Origin of the sequence: Brevibacterium picturae (assembly GCF_030453725.1) — a bacterium.
Classification (GTDB): Bacteria; Actinomycetota; Actinomycetes; order Actinomycetales; family Brevibacteriaceae; genus Brevibacterium; species Brevibacterium sandarakinum_A.
Window position 1 is genome coordinate 1 of record NZ_JAKDJU010000045.1, and the last position, 20,445, is coordinate 20,445.

19 protein-coding genes are annotated in these 20,445 nt (G+C 64.2%); 12 read left to right on the top strand and 7 right to left on the bottom strand.

Annotated features, from left to right (window positions below):
• Positions 1 to 309: 309 nt before the first annotated feature.
• Positions 310 to 540 carry a hypothetical protein gene (locus tag L0G76_RS06685; RefSeq protein WP_304356521.1) on the bottom strand — a complete coding sequence of 77 codons (231 nt, stop codon included), beginning with the start codon at positions 538 to 540 and terminating at the stop codon, positions 310 to 312.
• Positions 541 to 618: 78 nt separating this feature from the next.
• Between L0G76_RS06685 and L0G76_RS06690 the strand changes: the two genes are divergently transcribed.
• Entirely contained in the window at positions 619 to 2,724 is a 2,106-nt protein-coding gene (locus tag L0G76_RS06690) for a helicase-associated domain-containing protein (protein WP_304356522.1), read from the top strand.
• Between the two features lie 58 nt (positions 2,725 to 2,782).
• Positions 2,783 to 4,417 (top strand): DNA repair helicase XPB, encoded by a 1,635-nt coding sequence (locus tag L0G76_RS06695; RefSeq protein ID WP_092106192.1) that lies wholly within the window; start codon positions 2,783 to 2,785, stop codon positions 4,415 to 4,417.
• Positions 4,418 to 4,593: 176 nt separating this feature from the next.
• Here L0G76_RS06695 and L0G76_RS06700 read toward each other — a convergent pair whose 3' ends face one another.
• Positions 4,594 to 5,553, bottom strand: a complete 960-nt coding sequence (locus tag L0G76_RS06700; RefSeq protein WP_304356523.1) for an EamA family transporter — start codon at positions 5,551 to 5,553, stop codon at positions 4,594 to 4,596.
• Between the two features lie 326 nt (positions 5,554 to 5,879).
• Between L0G76_RS06700 and L0G76_RS06705 the strand changes: the two genes are divergently transcribed.
• The 9 genes from L0G76_RS06705 (at position 5,880) to pspAB (ending at position 14,735) form a co-directional block, all read left to right on the top strand.
• Positions 5,880 to 6,467: a CGNR zinc finger domain-containing protein gene (locus L0G76_RS06705; RefSeq protein WP_304356524.1), complete on the top strand. Its 588-nt coding sequence runs from the start codon at positions 5,880 to 5,882 to the stop codon at positions 6,465 to 6,467.
• Between the two features lie 256 nt (positions 6,468 to 6,723).
• A complete protein-coding gene (locus L0G76_RS06710) occupies positions 6,724 to 7,479 on the top strand; it encodes a response regulator transcription factor (RefSeq protein WP_092106188.1) in 756 nt (251 codons plus the stop codon).
• A 30-nt stretch (positions 7,480 to 7,509) separates the two neighbouring features.
• Positions 7,510 to 9,339 (top strand): sensor histidine kinase, encoded by a 1,830-nt coding sequence (locus L0G76_RS06715; RefSeq protein WP_304356525.1) that lies wholly within the window; start codon positions 7,510 to 7,512, stop codon positions 9,337 to 9,339.
• Between the two features lie 470 nt (positions 9,340 to 9,809).
• Positions 9,810 to 11,357 (top strand): S1C family serine protease, encoded by a 1,548-nt coding sequence (locus tag L0G76_RS06720; RefSeq protein ID WP_304356526.1) that lies wholly within the window; start codon positions 9,810 to 9,812, stop codon positions 11,355 to 11,357.
• 182 nt (positions 11,358 to 11,539) lie between these two features.
• A complete protein-coding gene (locus L0G76_RS06725; protein WP_304356527.1) occupies positions 11,540 to 11,827 on the top strand; it encodes a WXG100 family type VII secretion target in 288 nt (95 codons plus the stop codon).
• Between the two features lie 199 nt (positions 11,828 to 12,026).
• Complete coding sequence (locus L0G76_RS06730; protein ID WP_304356528.1) at positions 12,027 to 12,773, top strand: PspA/IM30 family protein; 747 nt, start codon at positions 12,027 to 12,029, stop codon at positions 12,771 to 12,773.
• Entirely contained in the window at positions 12,770 to 13,054 is a 285-nt protein-coding gene (gene pspAA, locus L0G76_RS06735) for a PspA-associated protein PspAA (protein WP_304356529.1), read from the top strand. The genes L0G76_RS06730 and pspAA overlap by 4 nt, the downstream gene beginning before the upstream one ends.
• Before the next feature lie 88 nt (positions 13,055 to 13,142).
• The gene (gene htpX / locus L0G76_RS06740) at positions 13,143 to 14,051 is read left to right on the top strand and encodes a zinc metalloprotease HtpX (RefSeq protein WP_304356530.1); all 909 of its coding nucleotides are present in this window, start codon (positions 13,143 to 13,145) and stop codon (positions 14,049 to 14,051) included.
• A gap of 84 nt (positions 14,052 to 14,135) precedes the next feature.
• Positions 14,136 to 14,735 carry a PspA-associated protein PspAB gene (gene pspAB, locus L0G76_RS06745; RefSeq protein ID WP_304356531.1) on the top strand — a complete coding sequence of 200 codons (600 nt, stop codon included), beginning with the start codon at positions 14,136 to 14,138 and terminating at the stop codon, positions 14,733 to 14,735.
• A gap of 231 nt (positions 14,736 to 14,966) precedes the next feature.
• Here the strand turns inward: pspAB and L0G76_RS06750 are convergent, their stop codons facing one another.
• The 3 genes from L0G76_RS06750 to L0G76_RS06760 form a co-directional block, all read right to left on the bottom strand.
• On the bottom strand, positions 14,967 to 15,179 hold the full coding sequence (locus L0G76_RS06750) for an RNA-binding S4 domain-containing protein (RefSeq protein WP_304356532.1): 213 nt from the start codon (positions 15,177 to 15,179) through the stop codon (positions 14,967 to 14,969).
• On the bottom strand, positions 15,179 to 16,015 hold the full coding sequence (locus L0G76_RS06755) for an ATP synthase subunit B family protein (protein WP_304356533.1): 837 nt from the start codon (positions 16,013 to 16,015) through the stop codon (positions 15,179 to 15,181). Before L0G76_RS06755 ends, L0G76_RS06750 begins: the two co-directional genes overlap by 1 nt.
• Positions 16,016 to 16,196: 181 nt before the next feature.
• Positions 16,197 to 16,946: a sulfite exporter TauE/SafE family protein gene (locus L0G76_RS06760; protein ID WP_304356534.1), complete on the bottom strand. Its 750-nt coding sequence runs from the start codon at positions 16,944 to 16,946 to the stop codon at positions 16,197 to 16,199.
• 52 nt (positions 16,947 to 16,998) lie between these two features.
• Between L0G76_RS06760 and L0G76_RS06765 the strand changes: the two genes are divergently transcribed.
• Positions 16,999 to 17,772 (top strand): DUF1707 SHOCT-like domain-containing protein, encoded by a 774-nt coding sequence (locus tag L0G76_RS06765; protein ID WP_304356535.1) that lies wholly within the window; start codon positions 16,999 to 17,001, stop codon positions 17,770 to 17,772.
• Positions 17,773 to 17,849: 77 nt separating this feature from the next.
• On the opposite strand, the gene L0G76_RS06770 is transcribed toward L0G76_RS06765, so the two are convergent.
• Positions 17,850 to 18,257, bottom strand: a complete 408-nt coding sequence (locus L0G76_RS06770; RefSeq protein ID WP_304356536.1) for a nuclear transport factor 2-like protein — start codon at positions 18,255 to 18,257, stop codon at positions 17,850 to 17,852.
• A 69-nt stretch (positions 18,258 to 18,326) separates the two neighbouring features.
• Positions 18,327 to 19,964: a chaperonin GroEL gene (groL, locus tag L0G76_RS06775; protein WP_304356537.1), complete on the bottom strand. Its 1,638-nt coding sequence runs from the start codon at positions 19,962 to 19,964 to the stop codon at positions 18,327 to 18,329.
• Between the last annotated feature and the right edge of the window lie 481 nt (positions 19,965 to 20,445).

A 20,445-nucleotide genomic window follows, 5' to 3' on the forward strand; every position in this document is an offset into this window, starting at 1 on the left:
CGCCCGGGTGCGGCTGCGCGAATCTGACTCCGATCCGCCCTGTGTGCTCGTGCGTGCCGTCTCAACCCTGCGAGCGTCTCAACCCTGCGACCGTTTCAGCGCTTCGACTGTCTCAGTCCTCCGGCTGCGATCGGATGACTGCGATGCCGCCGGACGTGACTCTTCGATGCAGACGCTGTCTGTGGCAGGCGTCGGCGCAGACGCCGTCATGGTGGGAGTGTGCCCGACGCTGATCCGGCACCCGATCCGCGACGAGGCCGCAGCCTCAGCGGATGTGCGTGTACCGGTGGCAGCGCCCGCGGCCGAGTTTCAGCTCTGGCCCACCTCGGTCTGTCTGCGTCTGCGCACCGCCCTGACCAGGACCACCGCGACAAGAGCGAAGGCGATCGGGAGGAGGAGCATCGGCAGGTACGTCAGTATGTGCGAAGGGGCGTAGCCCATCCAGGCCTGCCCCAGGACACCGATGAGCGACACCGCCCCGATGACGGCGGCGGCAACGGCCACGACGACGATGGTCGTGTCGACACGCTTGGCTGACAATGCTCGTCCTTTCCGAGATCCGAGAAGCTCTTCTGCCCATCTATTGTACCCCTCGCGGTAAGCTGAGCAGCGATGTCAATGACCTTCAGCCAGTGGCTGACCCACAGTTCCGATACCGACTTCGAGTCCTTCGTCCGGACCCGTCGCGATCTCCTCCAACCCGAGTCCCCGACGATTCCCTCGCTGGCCGCGGCCGCATCCTCACGCATCGGCGTCTCCCGGGGCATCGAAGCCCTGACGTCGGCACAGCTCGACGTCTTCATCGACCTGGCCAAGGCCGCACGCACGTCGACGGACATCAACGTGCGTGAGAATCGTCATATCGACGACACCCTCGCCGAGGCTGCCATCCCCCGACTGCGCGACCTGGGCCTGGCCTGGCCGTCGTCGGAGACCACCTGGCGGATCCAGTCGGAGGCCATCACACTGCTGCCCACCTCGGCGGCCGAATCCGCCCGGGCACATCCGTGGCAGGCGGCGACGACCGAGCCGGATTCGAGCACCGAGTCGATTCCGACGACACTCATCCACAACAGCGAACGAGCCGCGGTGGCGGAGGTCATCTCCTCCCTGCGCGGACTCGTCGATGAGCTGGCGACCTCCCCGATCTCCCGCCTGACCAGCGGCGGAATCTCCAAGCGAGACGTCACCCGGATCGGGAGAACCATCGACCTGGGACTCGAGCAGACGATCACCCTGCTGCTCGCGGCGAAGTCGCTGAGCCTCATCGGCGTGCTCGACGACCCGCTGGATCCCCAGTGGACGGCCAGCGACGACGCGGCCGATGTCCTCGAAGGCGACAGGGCAGAACTCTGGGCAGCTCTGATGACCTCCTGGCTGCGCGAACCCCTCGACGTCACCCAACTGGCGGCCGGGGCGAGCGCCAACGAACGCCTCACCGTCCTCGCGTCCCCGAAGAAGTCCCTATTCAAGGGGTTCAGCCAGTCCCAGCCGACGATGCCCCTGCTGCGCTTCACCATCCTGGAGATCCTGGGCGGAATCGGTCTCGGGTCCTCCCGTTCGGCCGAGTGGATCCACGCACAGGTCCTTGCCGCCCGCCCACTCATCCCCGCCCACGATTTCGCGATGACCGAGGCGATCCTCCACACCGCAGGTGCCTTCGGCCTGGCCACGACCCCGCTGCAGAACGCGCAGCATTTCGGGCCCAGCAGGTTCGGCGCCCTCCTCGCAGAAGGCCTGCAGACCGCGATGAGCGCCCAGGCCGCCCAGGATCCCTCGATCGCGCCCGTGAACTTCAGCCTCGAGAGCCTCGCAGTGCCCACCGATGTCGTCGACGCGGTTCGGCTCGGACTCGTCGATGAGGTCGAGACCGTGCTCATCCAGTCCGATCTCACCGCCGTGGCCACCGGGCCCATCGAACCACGCGTCCACCACATCCTGCGCCGGTTTGCCGTCGTCGAGGCGCGCGGGCAGGGCACTGTCTATCGCATCGATGCCGACACGATCGAGGCGAGCATGCAGACCGGCATCAATGCCGCCGACGCCCTGGCCCAGCTCGCGGAGATCAGCGCCGAGGCTCTGCCGTCGACTCTGGAGTTCCTCATCGAGAACACGGCCTCGAAGCTGCGCCGGGTCCAAGTCGCCGGTGCCCGTGCCGTCCTCGTCGTCGACGACCCGGTCGACCTCGATGTCATCCTCTCCGACCAGGCCATGCTGCCGGCCGGCCTCGAGCGTCTGGCCCCGACCGTGGCGGTCGGCCAGTTGGGCCCCGAGCGCACCATGCACCTGCTCGAATCCGCCGAGCACCACGCCCTGCTGCATTCGCCCTCGGGACCGGTGCGCAAACGCAGGGTCATCACGCAGGCCGAGCCCGAGGTGCATCTGCGCAAGCGCGCGCGGGTCACCGACGACCACCTCGGCGAATACATCCGCATCCTCCGCTCCCCCGGCGCCCGCGCGGTGACGACCACGAGCACGGACGAGCCGCTCGGGCACATGGACCGTCTCCGGGAGGCCGCCGAGGCGGGCCGGACGGTGACGATCACACTCGCCGACTCGCACGGGCAGGAACGCGTCATCGATATGCTCCCGACCACCGTCAACGGTGGGCGCGTGCGGGGCACGGTGAAGACCACCGGCGCCGAGGCGTCCCTGTCGATCGCGCGGATCGTCAGTGTCGATGTGAGCGAGGATCCATCCGCTGCGGCGGAGGAACAATCCTGAGGGCACTGGCGTTGTGCCCTCGGAAGTCACCTCGGCGTGGGAAGAAGCAGGAACACATATGAACGGTCCGTTGATCGTGCAGTCCGATCGGACTGTGCTGTTGGAGTCGGGGCATCCCCTGGCCGTCGAGGCGGCCGTGGCGATCGCCCCGTTCGCACAGCTCTCGCGGACACCGGAGTACATTCACACGTACACGATCACGCCCTTGGGGCTGTGGAACGCCCGGGCCAGCGGACATGACGCGGAATCCGTCGTCGACGTCCTCCTCGAGTTCGCGAAGTACCCGGTGCCCCACGAGCTGCTCGTCGACATCGTCGACATCATGGACCGCTTCGGAGTCCTCACCCTCGTCGACCACCCGATCCACGGCCTGACCCTGACCTCGAGCGACACCGAACTGCTCGCCTCGCTCATCGGCCAGCCGGACCTGGCGGGCAAGTTCGGCACGTCCCTCGACGCCGAATCCGTCCTCGTCCACCCCTCGGAGCGCGGCGAACTCAAGCACGCGCTGCTGCGGCTGGGCCACCCCGTCTCCGACCATGCCGGCTACGTCGACGGCGAAGCCCACGAGATCGCTCTGTCCGATGACGCCCACGGCGGGCAGTGGCATCTGCGCGACTACCAGAAGGAGGCGATCGACCATTCTCTCAGCGGTGAGTCCGGTGTCGTCGTCCTCCCCTGTGGCGCGGGCAAGACCATCGTCGGAGTGGCCACGATGTCACGCGTGCAGACGACGACGCTCATCCTCGTGACGAACTCGGTCTCCGCCCGGCAGTGGAAGGACGAGATCCTCAACAGGACCTCGCTGACCGAGGACGAAATCGGCGAGTATTCGGGGTCGACGAAGGAGATCCGGCCGATCACCATCGCCACCTATCAGGTGCTCACCACCCGCCGTAAGGGCTCCTACCTGCACCTCGAACTCCTCGACGCCAAGGATTGGGGGCTCGTCATCTACGATGAGGTCCACCTTCTGCCGGCACCCATCTTCCGCCTGACCGCCAGCCTGCAGGCCAGGCGACGGCTCGGGCTCACGGCCACTCTGGTGCGTGAGGACGGACGTGAGGACGAGGTCTTCTCCCTCATCGGGCCCAAGCAGTACGAAGTGCCGTGGAAGGAGCTCGAACGCATGGGCTACATCGCCACCGCGGCCTGCCACGAAGTCAGGGTCCGCCTCGACGGGGGTACTCGGACGGCGTATGCGCGCGCCGACGGCGAGGACCGGTACCGGCTTGCGGCCACCTCGGATGCGAAGCTGCCGATCGTGCGCGAACTCGTCGCCGACCATCCCGATGCGCAGATCCTGGTCATCGGCCAATACCTCGATCAGCTCGAGGAGGTCGGGAACGAACTCGACGCCCCTGTGCTGACCGGGCAGACGCCGGAGTCGCAGCGCCAGGAGCTCTTCCGCGACTTCCGTTCGGGCGCCATCCCGGTCCTCGTGGTCTCGAAGGTCGCGAACTTCTCCGTCGACCTGCCGGCTGCCTCGGTGGCGATCCAGGTCTCCGGCGCCTTCGGTTCCCGGCAGGAGGAGGCCCAGCGCCTGGGCCGGATCCTGCGGCCGAAGGAGGATATGGGTTCAGCGACGTTCTACACCGTTGTCGCCGCCGACACCGTCGATGAACACTTCGCCGCCCAGCGCCGCCGCTTCCTCACCGAACAGGGCTACAGCTACGACATCGAGGTTCGCTGAAGCTACCTGACGGCGGCCCAGCAACCCCGCGTGAGGTTGCTGTGCCGCCGTCGGGCAGTTCTCGGAGAGGGGTGGGTCAAACTCCGCGGCCCAGCAACCTCTCCGGCGCTGAGCAACCCGGCAAAAGGGTGCCAAGTGTCCGAAGGGTTGCCGCGAGCCACAGCCGGGGGTGCCCCTCAGACCTCGATGAGCTCCTCGGCTCTGACGACCACTTCGCGGGAGGCGACCCGGCGGGCCAGGCGCGCCTCGCCCCATTTGATGAAGCCGACGCCGCCGACGATGAACACGCCGCCGAAGAGCTGGATGGGCGTCGGCAGCTCGGACAGGACGAACCAGGCAACGATGACGGAGAACGGAACCTCGACGAGGTTGACGAACGAGCCGATGGTCGCCCCGATGTAGCGCAGACCCAGGATGCCCGTGATGTAGGCGCCCACGGTGAAGACGACGATCATCGACATGGGCAGGATCCAGGAGACTTCGTATCCGCCCATGTCGACATCGCTGGTGACGGCACCGGCGGGCATGACACCTGCGAGCACGATGACGGCCATCACCAGCGCGCCGATTCCCATGCCCAAACCGGTCAGGGCGACCGGTGGGACGTTGATCGAATCCTTCGCGGAGACGAGGAAGTAGCTGGCCAGACAGACGGCCGCAGCGAGGGCCATGACGACGCCGAAGACGCTGATGTCAGAGTTGCGGAGGTCGAGGACGAGCAGGAGCCCGAACATCGAGACCATCACGCCGATGAAGGTCACCGTCGCCGGCCGGGTCCGCGACCGTGCCCAGATCCAGAACACGAGGAGCATCGGTGCCGTCATCTCGAGCAGCAGCGCAACGGCCACGGTGAGGTGTTCGACGGCGACGAAGTAGAAGCCCTGCACGCCGGCCATCGACACCAGCCCGTACGTGAGCACGGTCTTCCAGTTGGCGCGCACCTCGTCCCAGCGCCCGTGCAGAGCGATGAGACTGGGGATGAGCAGCAGCACGGCCGAGCCCGCGAGACGAATGAGCACGACGGATCCGGGCGTCCACCCGATCTCATACATCGTCTTCGCAATGGGGCCGGAGACCGCGAAGAAGAACGCGGAGGCAAGCGTCAGCAGGAACCCCATGACGACGGTGCGATTCATTCCTGACCTCCAGTGACGTGTGCTGATGATGAGATGCCTGCGGGCGCGGTGATGTGCGGTGGTCCGACGTGGACGCATGCCCTCGCCGAGGTGGTGCGTGTGGGTGAGTTGTGGTGCGGTTCAGACCTGGTGTGGACCAGTTGTGGTGTGTGAGTGAGAACTGAGGAGATCTGGGTGACCCGTCAGCGACCGCGTCATGCTGATCGGCCGCTGACGCGACGCGCGCTGTGCGGGTATGAACCCGTCTTTATGAAGTATCGACCACTGCCGCGAAATGAGTCAAATGCGCTTTGGTCCTTACATCATATGGAAGAATGTGACCCACAATGACTTTCGCCAATGACATTCGATCGAACCTCACCATGCTCGTCGACCTGCTGAACACGTCCGGGGCCATCGCCGAGGAGGGAGATGAGCTGACCACGACCGCCGGACTCCACGGATTCGCGGCCCGACACGACTTCTCAGGGCCGCTGAAGGCCACGAAGTCCGACGTCAAAGAGACCCGGGAACTCCGTGAGCGCTTCGCCATCGTCCTCGATGCCAGCATCGACGCCGAGACGGAATCCGAGGCTTCGAAGGCCACAGAGCGCATCGTCGGTGAGGTCAATGTCACACTCCAGTGGGCCGGTGCACTGCCGCAGCTGGCCAGACATGGGGACTGGGATTGGCACCTGCACGCAGTGGGTCAGTCGGCGAGCCTCGCCGATCGGGTCGCCGCCGACGTGGCGCTGGTCCTCATCGACCTGATCCGCAGCGGCGACCTCGACAGGCTCGGCCTCTGCGCCGCCGAGGACTGCAATGCCTACCTCGCCGACTTCACCCGCAATCGCTCGAAGCGCTTCTGCGATTCCGGCAACTGCGCCAACCGCACGCACGTGGCCGCATTCCGCGCCCGCCAGACTGACTCCTGACCCGCCAGACTGAACCCTGAGGTGAACACTGACCCGGGGACCGCCTCGGCGACCGAGACTCCCATCGCCGCCGACTTTCCTGTGCTCCGACTGTGCGCGAGCGCAAATCTCGCTCAAATTGTGGGGTCGTTCCTGAGAGCGGATGCGGCATTCCGGTGCCAAAACCACTTTTCTGAGAGTTTTTCAGTGATATAGATCACATTCGCATTCAGGTAACTATCACTTGACTATCAGACTAGAGATTCAGACTGGGTGCATGACTACAGCAAACGATACCGACATCGAAGCCACACTCCTCGTTGTCGATGATGAGCCCAATATCCGCGAACTCCTCTCGACCAGCCTGCGCTTCGCAGGATTCGACGTCGTCTCGGCCGCCAATGGTGCCGAAGCGCTACGTCTGGCCGAGCAGACCGCCCCCGACCTCCTCGTCCTCGATGTGATGCTGCCGGACATGGACGGCTTCACCGTCACACGTCGCCTTCGCCAGATCGGCATGAACGCTCCGGTCGTGTTCCTCACCGCCCGTGATGACACCTCGGACAAGATCACCGGCCTGACCGTCGGCGGCGATGACTACGTGACGAAGCCCTTCAGCCTCGAAGAGGTCGTTGCCCGCATCCGCGCCGTGCTGCGTCGGACCCGCAGCCTCGAAGAAGAGGAGAACGCCGTCATCATGGCCGGCGATCTCGAACTCGATGACGACACCCACGAGGTGCGTCGTTCGGGAATCCTCATCGACCTCTCCCCCACCGAGTTCAAGCTGCTGCGCTACCTGATGCTCAACACGAACCGCGTGCTCTCGAAGTCACAGATCCTCGACCATGTCTGGGAATACGACTTCGGCGGCGACACCGGAATCGTCGAATCCTACATCTCCTACCTGCGCCGCAAGATCGACGTCACGCCGGAGACCGACGCCGCCGGACACCCTGTCGAGATGGAATGGACACCGATGATCCAGACCAAGCGCGGCGTGGGCTACATGCTGCGCACACCGGAATCCAAGTAACCAGCCAAGCTCAGGCACTAGATTACTCACGTGGCAAAAGAATCCCGTCCTACACGTCCCGGCTTCTGGGAAGAGTGGTCACTGACCACCAAGCTGCTGGGTATCATGATGCTGCTCATGCTGCTCGTTCTCTCCGGAACGAGCGCCTGGGTGCTCGAGAACCTTCGCGACAGCCTCGTCGAACGAACCGACGAGAGACTCATCAATGCCTCGGAGACTTTGGCGAAGCAGGCCTATCAGGATGTGTTCCAGCCTGCGCAGCTCCAGTCGACGGAGTCGGGTAAGGACAGCGACGGGTCGGGTTCCTCGACCGAGACTCCCACCACCATCGATTCGAGCTCGTGGGACGAACTCAAGGGCCTCCTGCCCGGAGGCTTCTACGTCCAGTTCTATGACACGAACGGCAAACCGATCAGCGACCCGGTGGCTCCCGAGCCGCAGAACCGCCCGATCCTGCCGACCATCAACGAAAACCAGGTCTACGAACGCTCCGGTGAGCCATTCACCGTCGCCGGAACCAGCTCGAAATGGCGAGCACGAGCGATGAAGGTCCAGAACACGGACGTGCTCGTCTCCATCGCGGTGCCCTTCGACCGCGAGATCGACGGCATCAACGAACGCGCCCGCAATACGATGATCGGCATCGGCCTGCTGGCTCTGGCCATGGTGGCAGGCGTCGGGTACTGGGCGATCAACAACACGTTCCGTCCGCTGCGTGACATCGAGAAGACCGCATCACGCATCGCCGCCGGTGATCTGAGTCAGAGGGTTCCAACGTTCCCTCGCAATACCGAGCTCGGTCGTCTCTCCGGCGCGCTGAACACGATGTTGGGCCGGATCGAAGACTCCTTCGACGGGCAGACGCGGTCGGAGAAGCGCATCCGCCAGTTCGTATCCGACGCATCTCACGAACTGCGCACGCCCTTGGTCACGATTCGCGGCTACGCCGAGCTCTACCGGCAAGGTGCGATCACGAAATCAGACGACATCGGGGCTGCGATGGAGCGCATGGAGTCCGAGGCCAAACGCATGGGCGTCCTCGTCGACGACCTCGTCGTCCTTGCCCGCCTCGACGAGCAGCGACCTGCCGAGATCGGTCCCATCGACCTCCACAGGATCGCCCGCGACGCCGCCGCCGACGCCGCCGCCCAAGCCCCCGACCGGGACATCAGCTTCATCGGCCTCGACGGAGACGACGCCCAGCCCGTGCCGATGATCCGAGGGTCGGAATCGAAGATCCGCCAGGTCATCGTCAATCTCGCCGGCAACGCGGTCCGGCACACGCCCGAGCACACGGCCGTCGAATTCGCCGTCGGGGTCGTCGGAGGCCGCTCCGAATCAAGGACTGACTCGGCCGCCCCGACAGATGGCCAGGACGACAGCCCCAAAACCGGAGCGAACAAGGCTGGCGCTAAGGACAAGTCCCGCGAGCGCGGATTCGTCACCGGCGGTGTCCGCATCTTCCGCCGAGGCGACTCGACCGGCAGCGATCAGAGCGACGCTCAGGCGCCCACCGGCATCGTGCCGGATATGACAGCGGCCGGGTCCATCACCGTCGACGATTCGCTGCGCGGGTTCCCCAACGGGCGAGTCAGGTTCGAAGTTCGCGACCACGGCGACGGGATCGATCCCGAGGTCGTACCCCGGATCTTCGAGCGGTTCTACCGCCTCGACGCCTCCAGGACTCGCGACACCGGCGGATCGGGCCTCGGGCTCTCCATCGTCAAGGCGATCGTGGAGAACCACCACGGTGCGATCACAGTGCACCAGACACCGGGTGGCGGTGCGACGTTCCGCATCGATCTGCCCATCTCAGAAACTGACGACAGCGCTCCGGACGCACGAAAGGACGAGCGATGAGCAGCAACGACCCCAACAATCAGGGCAACAACTCCAACGATCGGGGACGGCACGGGGATCAGGACCACCGGACGTTTTCCACCGATGGCTCACGCGAATCCTCAGATGACCCCCGCAACTCGGCGGCAGGGCCCCAAAACTCCGCGGACGGATCCCGCCGTTCGGCAGAAGTGCCGCGCACGTTCCCGAGCGGCTCGAATGGCCCCAACGGCCCGAACGGTTCGAACGGTCCGGCTCGGGTCAGTCCGCCCGTCGCGCCGCCGGCCGGCCCGAACAGCCCTGAGCCGGTTCAGAGCCAAGCCCAACGCCACAGTCCTGGTCAAGGGCAGAGTGCTGGTCAGGGTCAGGACCCAAGCCAGAGCCAGAGCCCGTGGCAGGGGCAGGAACCGAGCCAGAGCCAGTGGCAGGGTCAGGACCCGCGGCAGGGGCAGGGCGCCGGCCCCGGCCGCCAAGACCAGAATCCTCCCCAGATGCAGCCGACTCGCGCTCAACCTCCTGTGGAGGCACCGACCCCGACAGGGCATCCAGGGCAACCGGGGTATGACTCCGGTCAGAATTATGCCAGCGCCCATTCACCCTATGGCGGCGCACAGACCGGCCCCACCTCCCCCACTGGCCCGAATCCGTACGGCACTCCCTATCCGCAGGGAGCCGGACAGACCACAACCGGCGCGGGCCCAGGCGTCCCGGCAGGCACCGCCGGTCCATCCGGTGCAGGCGCAGCCGGTGCAGGCGCAGCCGGCGCAGGCACCGCCGGTCCATCCGGCGCGGGCGCCTATGGGCACTGGAGCAATCAGCCGAACTCGGGTGGATATCCTGGGTCCGGTTCCGCAGGCTTCCAGTCCGGGCCGGGGGACCCGGGTGGCCCCAACGCTCCCGGCGGTCCTGGGCCGTACGGAGGCCAAGCGCCACCTCGGCGAGAGAAGCGAGGACCGGGCTGGGGCGCGACCATCGCCATCGCGGTGATCGCTGCTCTTCTGGGCGGAGCTCTGGCCTTCGGCGGAAGCTACGCAGTCAGCGCCTTCGGCGGAGATGAGCCGCGCAAGGTCGCCGATCAGACCATCGAGACCCCGGACTGGACCCAGGTCGCAAAGGAGACTTCCCAGAGCGTAGTGTCGATCAAGGTCGGCAGCAATGGACAGGTGCAGGGGCTGGGATCCGGCTCAATCTATGACGATCAGGGGCACGTCATCACGAACAATCACGTGGTAGCTCCGGCGGACACGCCCTCCGGCGAGATCGCGGTGACGATGAAGAGCGGAGAGACGACGAAGGCCGAAGTCGTCGGCCGCGACCCGTCGACCGATATCGCGGTCATCAAGCTCGAGCAGGTTCCCGATGACGTCGATCCCCTGCCCGTCGGCGACTCCAAGGAGATGGACGTCGGCGACCCGGTGATGGCATTGGGCAACCCCCTCGGCCTCGCGGATTCGGTCACCACCGGCATTGTCTCGGCCCTCGACAGGCCGGTGTCCACGGAGAACATCGGCAAGGACGCGCAGCAGAAGGAAATGACGATCACGAACGCCATCCAGACGGATGCGGCGATCAATCCCGGCAACTCCGGCGGACCGCTCGTGGACGGCGATGGCAAGTTCATCGGTGTGAACTCCGCTGCGGCCTCGTTGAGTCAGGCCGGTGAAGGTGGCCAGTCGGGTTCGATCGGCATCGGATTCGCCATCCCCTCCTCGCAGGCTGTGATGATCGCCGACCAGCTCATCGCCAGCGGCAAGGCGCTGCATCCGTTCCTCGGGATCACGCTCACGGACGGACAGATCAACAGTGGGGGCATCACTCGCGGCAGCGCCAAGGTGCAGGCCGTGCAGTCCGGTTCGCCGGCAGAGAAGGCCGGCTTCAAGGACGGCGACGATATCGTGTCCGTGGCCGGCACCAAGGTCAACAATGCGATCGCTCTGCGCGCACTCGTACGGGCGCAGCCGACGAACACTCCCGTCGACTTCTCCGTCATCCGCGGTGGTCAGGAGCAGACTCTGAAGGCATCACTGGTCCTGAAGTAGCCGGGCTTGAGTGCAGATCGCTGTGGACGACGGTCTCACTCATGTGCATCGAGGGTGTGGACAGCCAAGTGCTGTCCACACCCTCTTTCTCTGAGCTTCTGTCGGCGGCGAGCGAGCCGCGATGCTGGAGTGAGTCCGGGCGTCTCGTCCTGTGTCCCGGTGACCCACCGTCAGGAGAAGTCATGAGTTTCGAAGTCGATGCCGAACGCGTCTCATCTGCAGCGGCCGCCACGGCCGGCACCTCCCGCACCCTCGTTGCAGAGTCCAATACGATGCTGAGGAATCTTTTGGCCCTGCAGGAGTGTTGGAAAGGAAGCGCGGCACAGAATTTCCAGACGGTCATCAATGAATGGGAAGGTGCACAGAAACAGCTGTTCGAATCACTGAATTCGATACATGGAGCGCTCAACACGGCGGCCGCACAGTACTCAGAGGTCGAAGCTGCGAACTCTCGCCTCTTCGCCCCGTGAGCGCCGGACAATCGACGCTGTCCGAACCGAATCCCATCTGAAGTCTCTGTTCGAGTTCTTTGTCCGCGTCTGGCAAATTATCAGCCTTTATTAGTAGGCTGATAGCGATAGTTCGCGGCGGTGCTGGCCGGGTTCCTCCAGGTTTGGAGATGATCGGCCGGCAGCGTCGGGTCAAGACCAATGCAGGAGTCAACTAGGGATGAGCATCTTCCAACGGATCGCGGCGATCTTCGGCGCCAAGGCCAACAAGGCACTGGACAAAGCCGAGGACCCCAATGAAACTCTCGACTATTCATATCAGAAGCAGCTTGAGCTGCTGCAGAAGGTACGCCGCGGTGTTGCCGATGTCGCCACCAGCCGCAAGCGCCTCGAACTGCAGATGACGCAGCTCGAACAGCAGCAGACCAAACTCAGCGGCCAGGCTCAGAAGGCCATGGAAATGGACCGCGAGGACCTCGCACGTGAGGCACTGACTCGGAAGTCGGGACTGGACCAGCAGATCACCGACCTGCAGGGCCAGCACGAAGGGCTGCAGGCCGAAGAGCAGAAACTCACCATGGCATCACAGCGACTGCAGGCCAAGGTCGACGCCTTCCGCACCCGGAAGGAAACGATCAAAGCCACATACAACGCCGCCGAGGCACAGTCCAAGATCGGCGAAGCCTTTTCGGGCATCTCCGAAGAACTCGGTGACGTCGGACTCGCCGTCCAGCGCGCCGAGGACAAGACCGCTTCGCTCCAGGCACGTGCCGGTGCCGTCGACGAACTGATCGCTTCGGGCGCACTGGAAGATGTGACCGGCTCGTCGAAGGACGACCTCAGCACACAGCTCGACGCGCTCTCCAGCGACAACGACGTCGAGATGGAACTCAACCGGATGCGTGATTCGCTGCCGGCCTCGTCGAACGAACAGCAGCAGTCGCTTGAGGGGGAGGACAAGCAATGATCATCCGCATCATGGGCGAAGGCCAGTTCGACGTCGCAGACGTCGACCACAGCCTGTTGCAGAAATACGACAATCAGGTCGAAGACGCCGTCAACGTGGGCAATGAAGAAGCCGCCAGAAACGCTCTGAATTCCCTCCACGACTACGTCGTCGGACACGGCAAGCCCGTCTCGGACGACTTCCTGGGGACGAGCGAAGCCGTCGTACCGTTCGTCGATGCGACTCTGGAAGAGATCACCGAACTTCTCACCGGCGAAGGCTTCATTCCCGATCCGGCCTGATCCTCATAGCTTGATATCGATGACTCCGGCCCATTGCCTTGACCCCAAGGCTGTGGGCCGGAACTGACACACCCAGAGAGGAACGACGATGAAGAATCGCTTCGTCAAGGACAACGGACTCACCATGCGCATGGGGTGGACGATCTTTCTCAATGGGCTCATCTACGTGATCCTCATCCTCGCCATCTGGTGGATGTTCGGCGGAAGCATCTCCGGCGTCATCATTGCTGTGCTCGTCAGCGTCGGCGCATTCTTCTTCCAGTGGTACTTCTCTGACAAGATCGCTATGAAGGCGATGGGTGCACGAGAGGTCTCCCCTGAGGAGGCCTCGGATCTGCACACGATGATCGACCGCCTCTGCCAGCTCGCCGATTCGACCAAACCGCGCGTCGCAGTCTCGAATTCAGCCATCCCCAATGCCTTCGCCACCGGCCGGTCACCGGAACGCTCGGTCGTCTGTGTCACGCGTGGTCTGCTCGAGAAGCTCGACCGCGATGAGGTCGAGGTCGTGCTCGCCCACGAACTCTCTCACGTCGCCCACCGCGATGTCACCGTCATGACCGTCGCCGGAGTCACCGGCGTCGTAGCCGCGCTGATGATGCGCGCCGGGTATTACATGAGCTTCGGGCGATCGAACAACAACAACGGCGTTCCGATCCAGTTGCTGTTCATCCTCGTCGGTGCCGTCGTCTACGGGCTCTCGTTCCTCCTCATCCGCAGCCTCTCGCGCTACCGCGAACTTGCCGCGGACAGGGCAGCCGCAATCCTCACCGGCGCACCCTCGACGCTGGCCTCCGCACTGACGAAGCTCAGCGGCGACATGAGCAAGATCCCGGAGAAGGACCTGCGTGCCTCCTCCTCAGCGAATCACCTGGCCCTCATTCCCGCAGCAAGCGGCAAGGCTGCCTTCACACAGCTCTTCTCCACCCACCCCTCGCTCGACAAACGCCTGGAGCAGTTGGCGAGGATCTCCGGGCAGCTCTCGCAGCCGCAGTGACCACTGCTCGGCTGACATCAGCCGTTCTGCTGACCACTGCTCGGCTGACACCAACCGCACTGACCGACATCCACTAGGAGTTTCATGGGTTTCTTCGACGCGCTGTTGGGCCGTTCCAAACCGAAGCGGGCCAACCTCGACGACCTCTTCGCACTGCCTCCCGCCGCACTGACGCTCGAGGCCGCAACGGGCTTCAAGCCCACCGGCGTCGGTGCCGTGGCATTCCGACAGGTTGAGGGAGCAGCGTTCCAGACCGCCGAGTCCGAGAGCATCGCCCTCATCAGTTCGGACCCGGCTGCGAAGGTGTCACAGCGCAACGACGGCTTCGGCTACACCTGGCAGGTGGTCTCCGATTCCGACGCCGAGGTGGTCAGCCTCGTAACCAATCTGCACGCCGTGAATTCGGCCCTGGTCAGCCAGGGCTTCGATACGATGCTGCTGTGCTCGACCGTCTACTTCGCGAACCCGGATGGGCGTCGTCTGGCACTCGTCTACCAGTACAAGCGCGGCACCTTCTATCCGTTCTCACAGTCGGGCCCCAAACAACGCGACAACCCACTCGAGATTCAGGTGCGTGGCGTACTGTCCAACGAGCTCCCCTTCGAAGAGGACACCTCCAGGTGGTCGGCTCTCTGGGACGCACCCGGTCTCAACGACACCCCTGAGGCCGATCAGCACCCCTGAGCACGGCTCACACGCGCTCCGTCGTCGACGGACAGCGTGTGTACCCGTCGGCCGGAGGGGCGCTGGCTCAACCGCAGCCGCCGGCCAAGCGACCGCGGCTGAACCGGGATACACGGTTGAACCGAATACGCAGTCGACCCGGAACAAGCGGAAGGGACGTCCCCGCGGGGACGTCCCTTCCGCTTTGTCAGCCCTGGTTCGACAGTCGGCTCGAAACCAGGTCGGCGAGTCCTATTCGGCAGAGATCTCCATGGCCTCGCCCAGGGCTTCGACCGTGTCTCCCGGACGAATCGTGGCACCTCGGCGAGTCTCGACCTCACCGTTGACCACGACCTCTCCGTCGGCGATCATGTCTTTGGCCATCGCACCGTGTTCGGCGACACCATGGAGTTTGAGCAGCTGACCGAGTTTGATCGAATCACCACGGATTTCGATGGTCTCCATCAGAACAGGTCTCCGAAGTCGAATCCGTCGCCACCGAAGAGGCCGCCGCCGTCGCCGCCATCTCCGCCACCGAAGAGTCCGCCGCCGTCGCCTCCGGCATCGCCGCCGCCTCCGTCACCGCCGCCGGCATCGCCTCCATCGCCGTAGGCGCCGTCCCAGCCGCCGCCCATTCCACCGAACATCATCGACCCCATGAGCACGCCGGGCAGAAGTCCCGAACCTGCGTAGGAGTTGAAGTATCCCCGGTTGTATTCGGCGTAGGCGGGACCGGCCTCCCAGTAGGCGCGGCGTGTATGTCCGTCACCGGTCACGACCTTGCGGACCGCGGGCTCGGCACCCACTGCGACACGCTCTGCGTCGGCGGCGCAGACGGGGACCGGACGCAGTTGGCCTCCGGCCGGTGCCCAGTCGATGTCTTCGACTGAAGGGCCGTGCTGCGGGTTGAAGAAGCATGGGGGACGGCGCACGGGAAGTGGCTTGCCGTCGACGCGTGCGCGCACGCATTTGGCCGCGTAGCGACCGTCTTCGAGCGCCTCGGTGACATTGCGGATATCGGAGGGCTCGTCGACTTTGTCGAGCGTTTCCTTCGCGATGTCATAGGAGTCGAGCGCCTGCTTGTAGTCCTGTTCGCCGCCGGTGTCGAGTTCGACGCCGGCCGTGAGAATATCAAGCTCGGCGACTTCTTCGCCGAAGGACGTGACATCCTCTTCAGCGGTCTTCGTCACCTGCTGAAGCTCGGCGGCGACGAGCTCCTTCTGGCGCTTCTTCTCCTTGCGGTGGCTCACGAAGAAGATGGTGCCGAGCACCACGAGTATTATCAGGAATACCTCTGCCACGATTCATGCCTCCCCAGCAAAACGAGTCACCAATAAGTATGCCGGACGAATCTGACAGGCGACTGAACCGAACCCTTGTATCGGCTCAGTCGACGGGCCCGACACACGTGCTCTCCACAAGTACCCGGTCCACTCGCCGTGGGTCACCGAACCGACAACGAGGGAAGCTCGACAATCACGGTCAGCTCAGGTGCACCAGACCTTTGACGAGGGTCGCAGTTCCGCCTCCGAGGGCAAGGACGATCATGGCGATCCGTGCAGTCGAGGATTCGATCTTCTTCGACAGCCAGTCACCGCTGACGAGCCCGGCGACGAGGACCGCCGCGATCCCGATCCACGTGGGCGCCGCCAGCTGCGGCCAGGCGCTGTGATCGAATACGGCCTTGACGATGACCGCCGAGGTGGTTCCCACGACGAGGAACGGCTGCAGGGTTGCGGCGAATGTCCGCTGCTCCCATCTCGTCAGCACGGCATAGGCGCTGACGGCAGGACCGCCCGTACCGGCAGCCGCCGACATCGTTCCCGAGAGAAAACCTGTCGTGAACTTCGTTCCGAAGTTCGCGGGCATCGTCTTGCCGATTCGGCCGATGATCATGGAGCTGATGAGCGAGACGATGATGAGCACGCCGATCAGCACCTGCAGTGGTGGCGCCGGGAGCGCGGCAGCGAGGAGGGCGCCGGGAACAGTGCCGATCACGGTTCCCAACGACAACTTCCAGAACGAACCCCACTCGACCTCTCGCCAAGTGCGGACGAACACGGTGCCGCTGGCGACGATTCCGCAGATGTTGACAAGCACCACGCCCGAGAAGGGGTCGAGCAACAACACCAGGAATGGGCCGCTGACCAGGCCGAAACCCATTCCACTGACTCGTTGTGAGACTGCCCCGAGGAACACCGCGAACAGGATGAGCACGACGACAGGTTCCATTCGCTCAATTCTAGTTCAAGGCCCTCTTCTGGGCGGGGTTACAGTAAGAGACATGAACAGTCCTCCGCTCTGGTCGCGATTCACCGCCGATCCACGCGCTCATGGACAGGTGCGCGCCTCGGACGCCGATCGCGCAGTCGTGACTGATGTGCTCTCCGAGGCGTTTGCACTGGGGCAGATCGATGCGGAGGAATTCGACGAACGCAGCGAGGCCGCCAACCGCCTGAAGACCCTGGGAGAGGTTCCCGACCTCGTGCAGGACCTCATCATCGCCGAGGCGGGCGAGGTCGAACCCGGTGAACTCGACGATTCCGCCCGCGCCCAAGCTCTGGCCCGGCTGGATGCCGACCGTGTCCCGATCACTCCTGAGCAGATCGACGCGGCCGCGCACAAGTACTACAGGGACCGTGTCCGGAACGCACTGCTGGGGATGTTCGCCGGTCCCGCCGGCGTGACGCTCGCCATCTGGGCCGCCACCTCATTCGCCTCGGGAAGGTTCATCTTCTTCTGGCCGATCTTCGTCATCCTTCCGATGCTCTTCGGCGCGATCTCTCAGATCTCCAACAAGCAGAGCCTCATCCGCAATCGGAAGCGAGAGCTGACGAAACGAGCTCGAGCGCAGTTGGGCGATGCTGAGGCCAAGCGTGAGCTTGAGGAGCATAAGAACGACGATGAAGACGAGGACTTCGACGACGCGTTCGGCCACGGTCTGCAGCCTCCTCACCCACTGTCTCCTCCATTCACACCTGGCTATGAATCTCCGCGTGATGAGATGCGCAGGCGGCGGGAAGAACGTCGTCGGCGACGCGGAAACCCCTGGGACTGAGAGCAGCGCTCGGGGTTGCCGGCGACCGCTGGCGTTGACGGGCAGCGCCGCGCACAGGACCTTTCCGCCTTGAGGTGTCAGGGGTGGAATACCCGGATCTGAGCGAATTCCTCTGCCTTGTTGGTGCGGAACCAGAAAGTATGTGAGAACTGCCGAACGTCGTCGCCGTCGCTCGAATTCTCCCACTGTCCCCATGCCGCAGCGGCTTTGCCGTGGGTGATCGCAGCTTCGAGGTGCCCGGCTACGGGATCTGCGCCTGAGATACCCAGCAGCGCATCGACGACCTCGTCGTGCCCGGTGCTGGTCTCAACTCCCCCGCGCCCAACGATCTGGAGGATGCAGTCCTCGGCAACAACCTCGGCGAGGGCTTGTTCATCGCCATTGAACAGGTTCTCTTCGAACCGGGCCACGAACATGTTCTTCGGGCTGTTTCCGCAGGAATCTGTGCCGGTGAACGTCATGCCATCCAGGCTACGGGACTTCATGGGGACAGAGAAGAGCCGTGCCGGCGCCCCTTCGGGCACCGGCACGGCTCGTGGAGCGTCAGGGCCTGATCAGAAGCCCATGCCGCCCATTCCGTCCATACCGGCAGCAGCTGCGTCCGCACCTGGTGCAGCCTTCTCAGGCTTGTCGGCGACAACCGACTCGGTGGTCAGGAACAGACCGGCGATCGAGGCGGCGTTCTGCAGAGCAGAGCGGGTCACCTTGACCGGGTCGTTGATGCCAGCCGCCAGCAGGTCCTCGTAGGCACCGGTTGCGGCGTTGAGACCGAATCCGGGTTCGAGGTTGGCAACCTTGTCGGCAACCACGCCGGCTTCGAACCCGGCGTTGGTGGCGATCTGCTTGAGCGGAGCTTCGACGGCAACCTTGACGATGTTGGCGCCGGTCGCTTCGTCACCCTCGAGTGAGAGGTTGGCGAAGGCAGCTTTGCCCGCCTGGATGAGCGAGACGCCGCCACCGGCGACGATTCCCTCTTCCACAGCAGCCTTGGCGTTGCGCACTGCATCTTCGATGCGGTGCTTGGTTTCCTTGAGCTCGACCTCGGTCGCAGCGCCGGCCCTGATGACTGCAACGCCGCCGGCCAGCTTGGCCAGACGTTCCTGCAGCTTCTCACGGTCGTAGTCCGAATCCGAGTTCTCGATCTCGGCACGGATCTGTGCGACCCGACCTGCGATCTCCTCGGCGTCTCCGGCACCCTCGACGATGGTGGTCTCATCCTTGGTGATGACGACCTTGCGGGCGGTGCCCAGCAGTTCGGTCGTCACGTTGTCGAGCTTGAGCCCGACTTCCTCGGACACGACCTGACCACCGGTGAGGATGGCGATGTCGGCCAGCTGAGCCTTGCGGCGGTCTCCGAAGCCAGGAGCCTTGACGGCCACGGACTTGAAGGTGCCACGGATCTTGTTCAACACGAGAACCGCGAGAGCTTCGCCCTCGACGTCTTCGGCGATGATGAACAGCGGCTTGTTCGACTGCTGCACCTGCTCGAGGACGGGCAGCAGATCCTTCACGTTCGAGATCTTGGAGTTGACGATGAGGATGTAAGGATCCTCAAGGACAGCTTCCTGGCGATCCGTGTCGGTCACGAAGTAACCGGAGATGTAGCCCTTGTCGAAGCGCATACCCTCGGTCAGTTCGAGTTCGAGTCCGAATGTGTTGGACTCCTCGACGGTGACGACGCCTTCCTTGCCGACCTTGTCGATGGCCTCGGCGATCAGTTCACCGATAGCAGGATCTCCAGCGGAGATACCGGCGGTAGCGGCGATCTGTTCCTTGGTCTCGATGTCGATGGCGTTCTCGAGCAGGACACCGGTGACGGCTTCGACAGCCTTCTCGATGCCGCGCTTGAGGCTGAGCGGATCAGCACCGGCTGCCACATTGCGCAGGCCTTCGCGAACGAGAGCCTGAGCAAGAACGGTGGCGGTGGTGGTGCCGTCGCCTGCAACGTCGTCAGTCTTCTTGGCGACTTCCTTGACGAGCTCAGCGCCGATCTTCTCGTAGGCATCCTCGAGTTCGATCTCCTTGGCAATGGAGACACCATCGTTGGTGATGGTGGGTGCGCCCCACTGCTTTTCGAGCACGACATTGCGGCCACGGGGTCCAAGGGTTACCTTGACCGCGTCCGCAAGCTGGTTGAGACCAGCTTCGAGTCCCCGACGAGCTTCTTCGTCGAATGCAATCATCTTTGCCATAGTGGCTTAGATCCTCCCTGATGGAGTGGAGTGGGATTCCAGAGCAGTCGCCAACGCCCGCGACGGCAGAGAGTGTGTCCGCATGTTCCATTCCACACATGAACCACGCTCTCGAGACGACTGATGAGAAACCCATGGTTTTCACCAGTACTAGATTTAGCACTCTCCCCCTGCGAGTGCAAATATTGGCAGGGCCCGCAGGCATAGTTTCGGGTGACTCCCGCGTCCTTGTGCGGTTCGGCCCAGCGCGAAACTCCAATCGTCGCCAGGCGGAAGAATGAGGCGCGCTGGATGATCGTGGCTCGCCAGCCCGATGCGCGAGGGCCCAGGTGCGTGGCCAGAGGCGCGAGAGCCCAGGTGCGTGGCCCGATGCGCGAGGACTGAGCCGACTGCGCGGGGAAGGCTGCTGCGCGAGATGCATTCCACCGAGCCGAGGCTGACAGCCCCGTCCACGTTTCAAAGCCCCACTTGCAAGTAGAGC

Excerpts from the sequence above, each read along its gene's own strand:
- L0G76_RS06690 (WP_304356522.1), top strand. The coding sequence starts at position 619 with ATGACCTTCAGCCAGTGGCTGACCCACAGTTCCGATACCGACTTCGAG.
- L0G76_RS06695 (WP_092106192.1), top strand. The coding sequence starts at position 2,783 with ATGAACGGTCCGTTGATCGTGCAGTCCGATCGGACTGTGCTGTTGGAG.
- L0G76_RS06700 (WP_304356523.1), bottom strand. The coding sequence starts at position 5,553 with ATGAATCGCACCGTCGTCATGGGGTTCCTGCTGACGCTTGCCTCCGCG.
- L0G76_RS06705 (WP_304356524.1), top strand. The coding sequence starts at position 5,880 with ATGACTTTCGCCAATGACATTCGATCGAACCTCACCATGCTCGTCGAC.
- L0G76_RS06710 (WP_092106188.1), top strand. The coding sequence starts at position 6,724 with ATGACTACAGCAAACGATACCGACATCGAAGCCACACTCCTCGTTGTC.
- L0G76_RS06720 (WP_304356526.1), top strand. The coding sequence starts at position 9,810 with ATGCAGCCGACTCGCGCTCAACCTCCTGTGGAGGCACCGACCCCGACA.
- L0G76_RS06725 (WP_304356527.1), top strand. The coding sequence starts at position 11,540 with ATGAGTTTCGAAGTCGATGCCGAACGCGTCTCATCTGCAGCGGCCGCC.
- L0G76_RS06730 (WP_304356528.1), top strand. The coding sequence starts at position 12,027 with ATGAGCATCTTCCAACGGATCGCGGCGATCTTCGGCGCCAAGGCCAAC.
- pspAA (WP_304356529.1), top strand. The coding sequence starts at position 12,770 with ATGATCATCCGCATCATGGGCGAAGGCCAGTTCGACGTCGCAGACGTC.
- htpX (WP_304356530.1), top strand. The coding sequence starts at position 13,143 with ATGAAGAATCGCTTCGTCAAGGACAACGGACTCACCATGCGCATGGGG.
- pspAB (WP_304356531.1), top strand. The coding sequence starts at position 14,136 with ATGGGTTTCTTCGACGCGCTGTTGGGCCGTTCCAAACCGAAGCGGGCC.
- L0G76_RS06750 (WP_304356532.1), bottom strand. The coding sequence starts at position 15,179 with ATGGAGACCATCGAAATCCGTGGTGATTCGATCAAACTCGGTCAGCTG.
- L0G76_RS06760 (WP_304356534.1), bottom strand. The coding sequence starts at position 16,946 with ATGGAACCTGTCGTCGTGCTCATCCTGTTCGCGGTGTTCCTCGGGGCA.
- L0G76_RS06765 (WP_304356535.1), top strand. The coding sequence starts at position 16,999 with ATGAACAGTCCTCCGCTCTGGTCGCGATTCACCGCCGATCCACGCGCT.
- L0G76_RS06770 (WP_304356536.1), bottom strand. The coding sequence starts at position 18,257 with ATGAAGTCCCGTAGCCTGGATGGCATGACGTTCACCGGCACAGATTCC.
- groL (WP_304356537.1), bottom strand. The coding sequence starts at position 19,964 with ATGGCAAAGATGATTGCATTCGACGAAGAAGCTCGTCGGGGACTCGAA.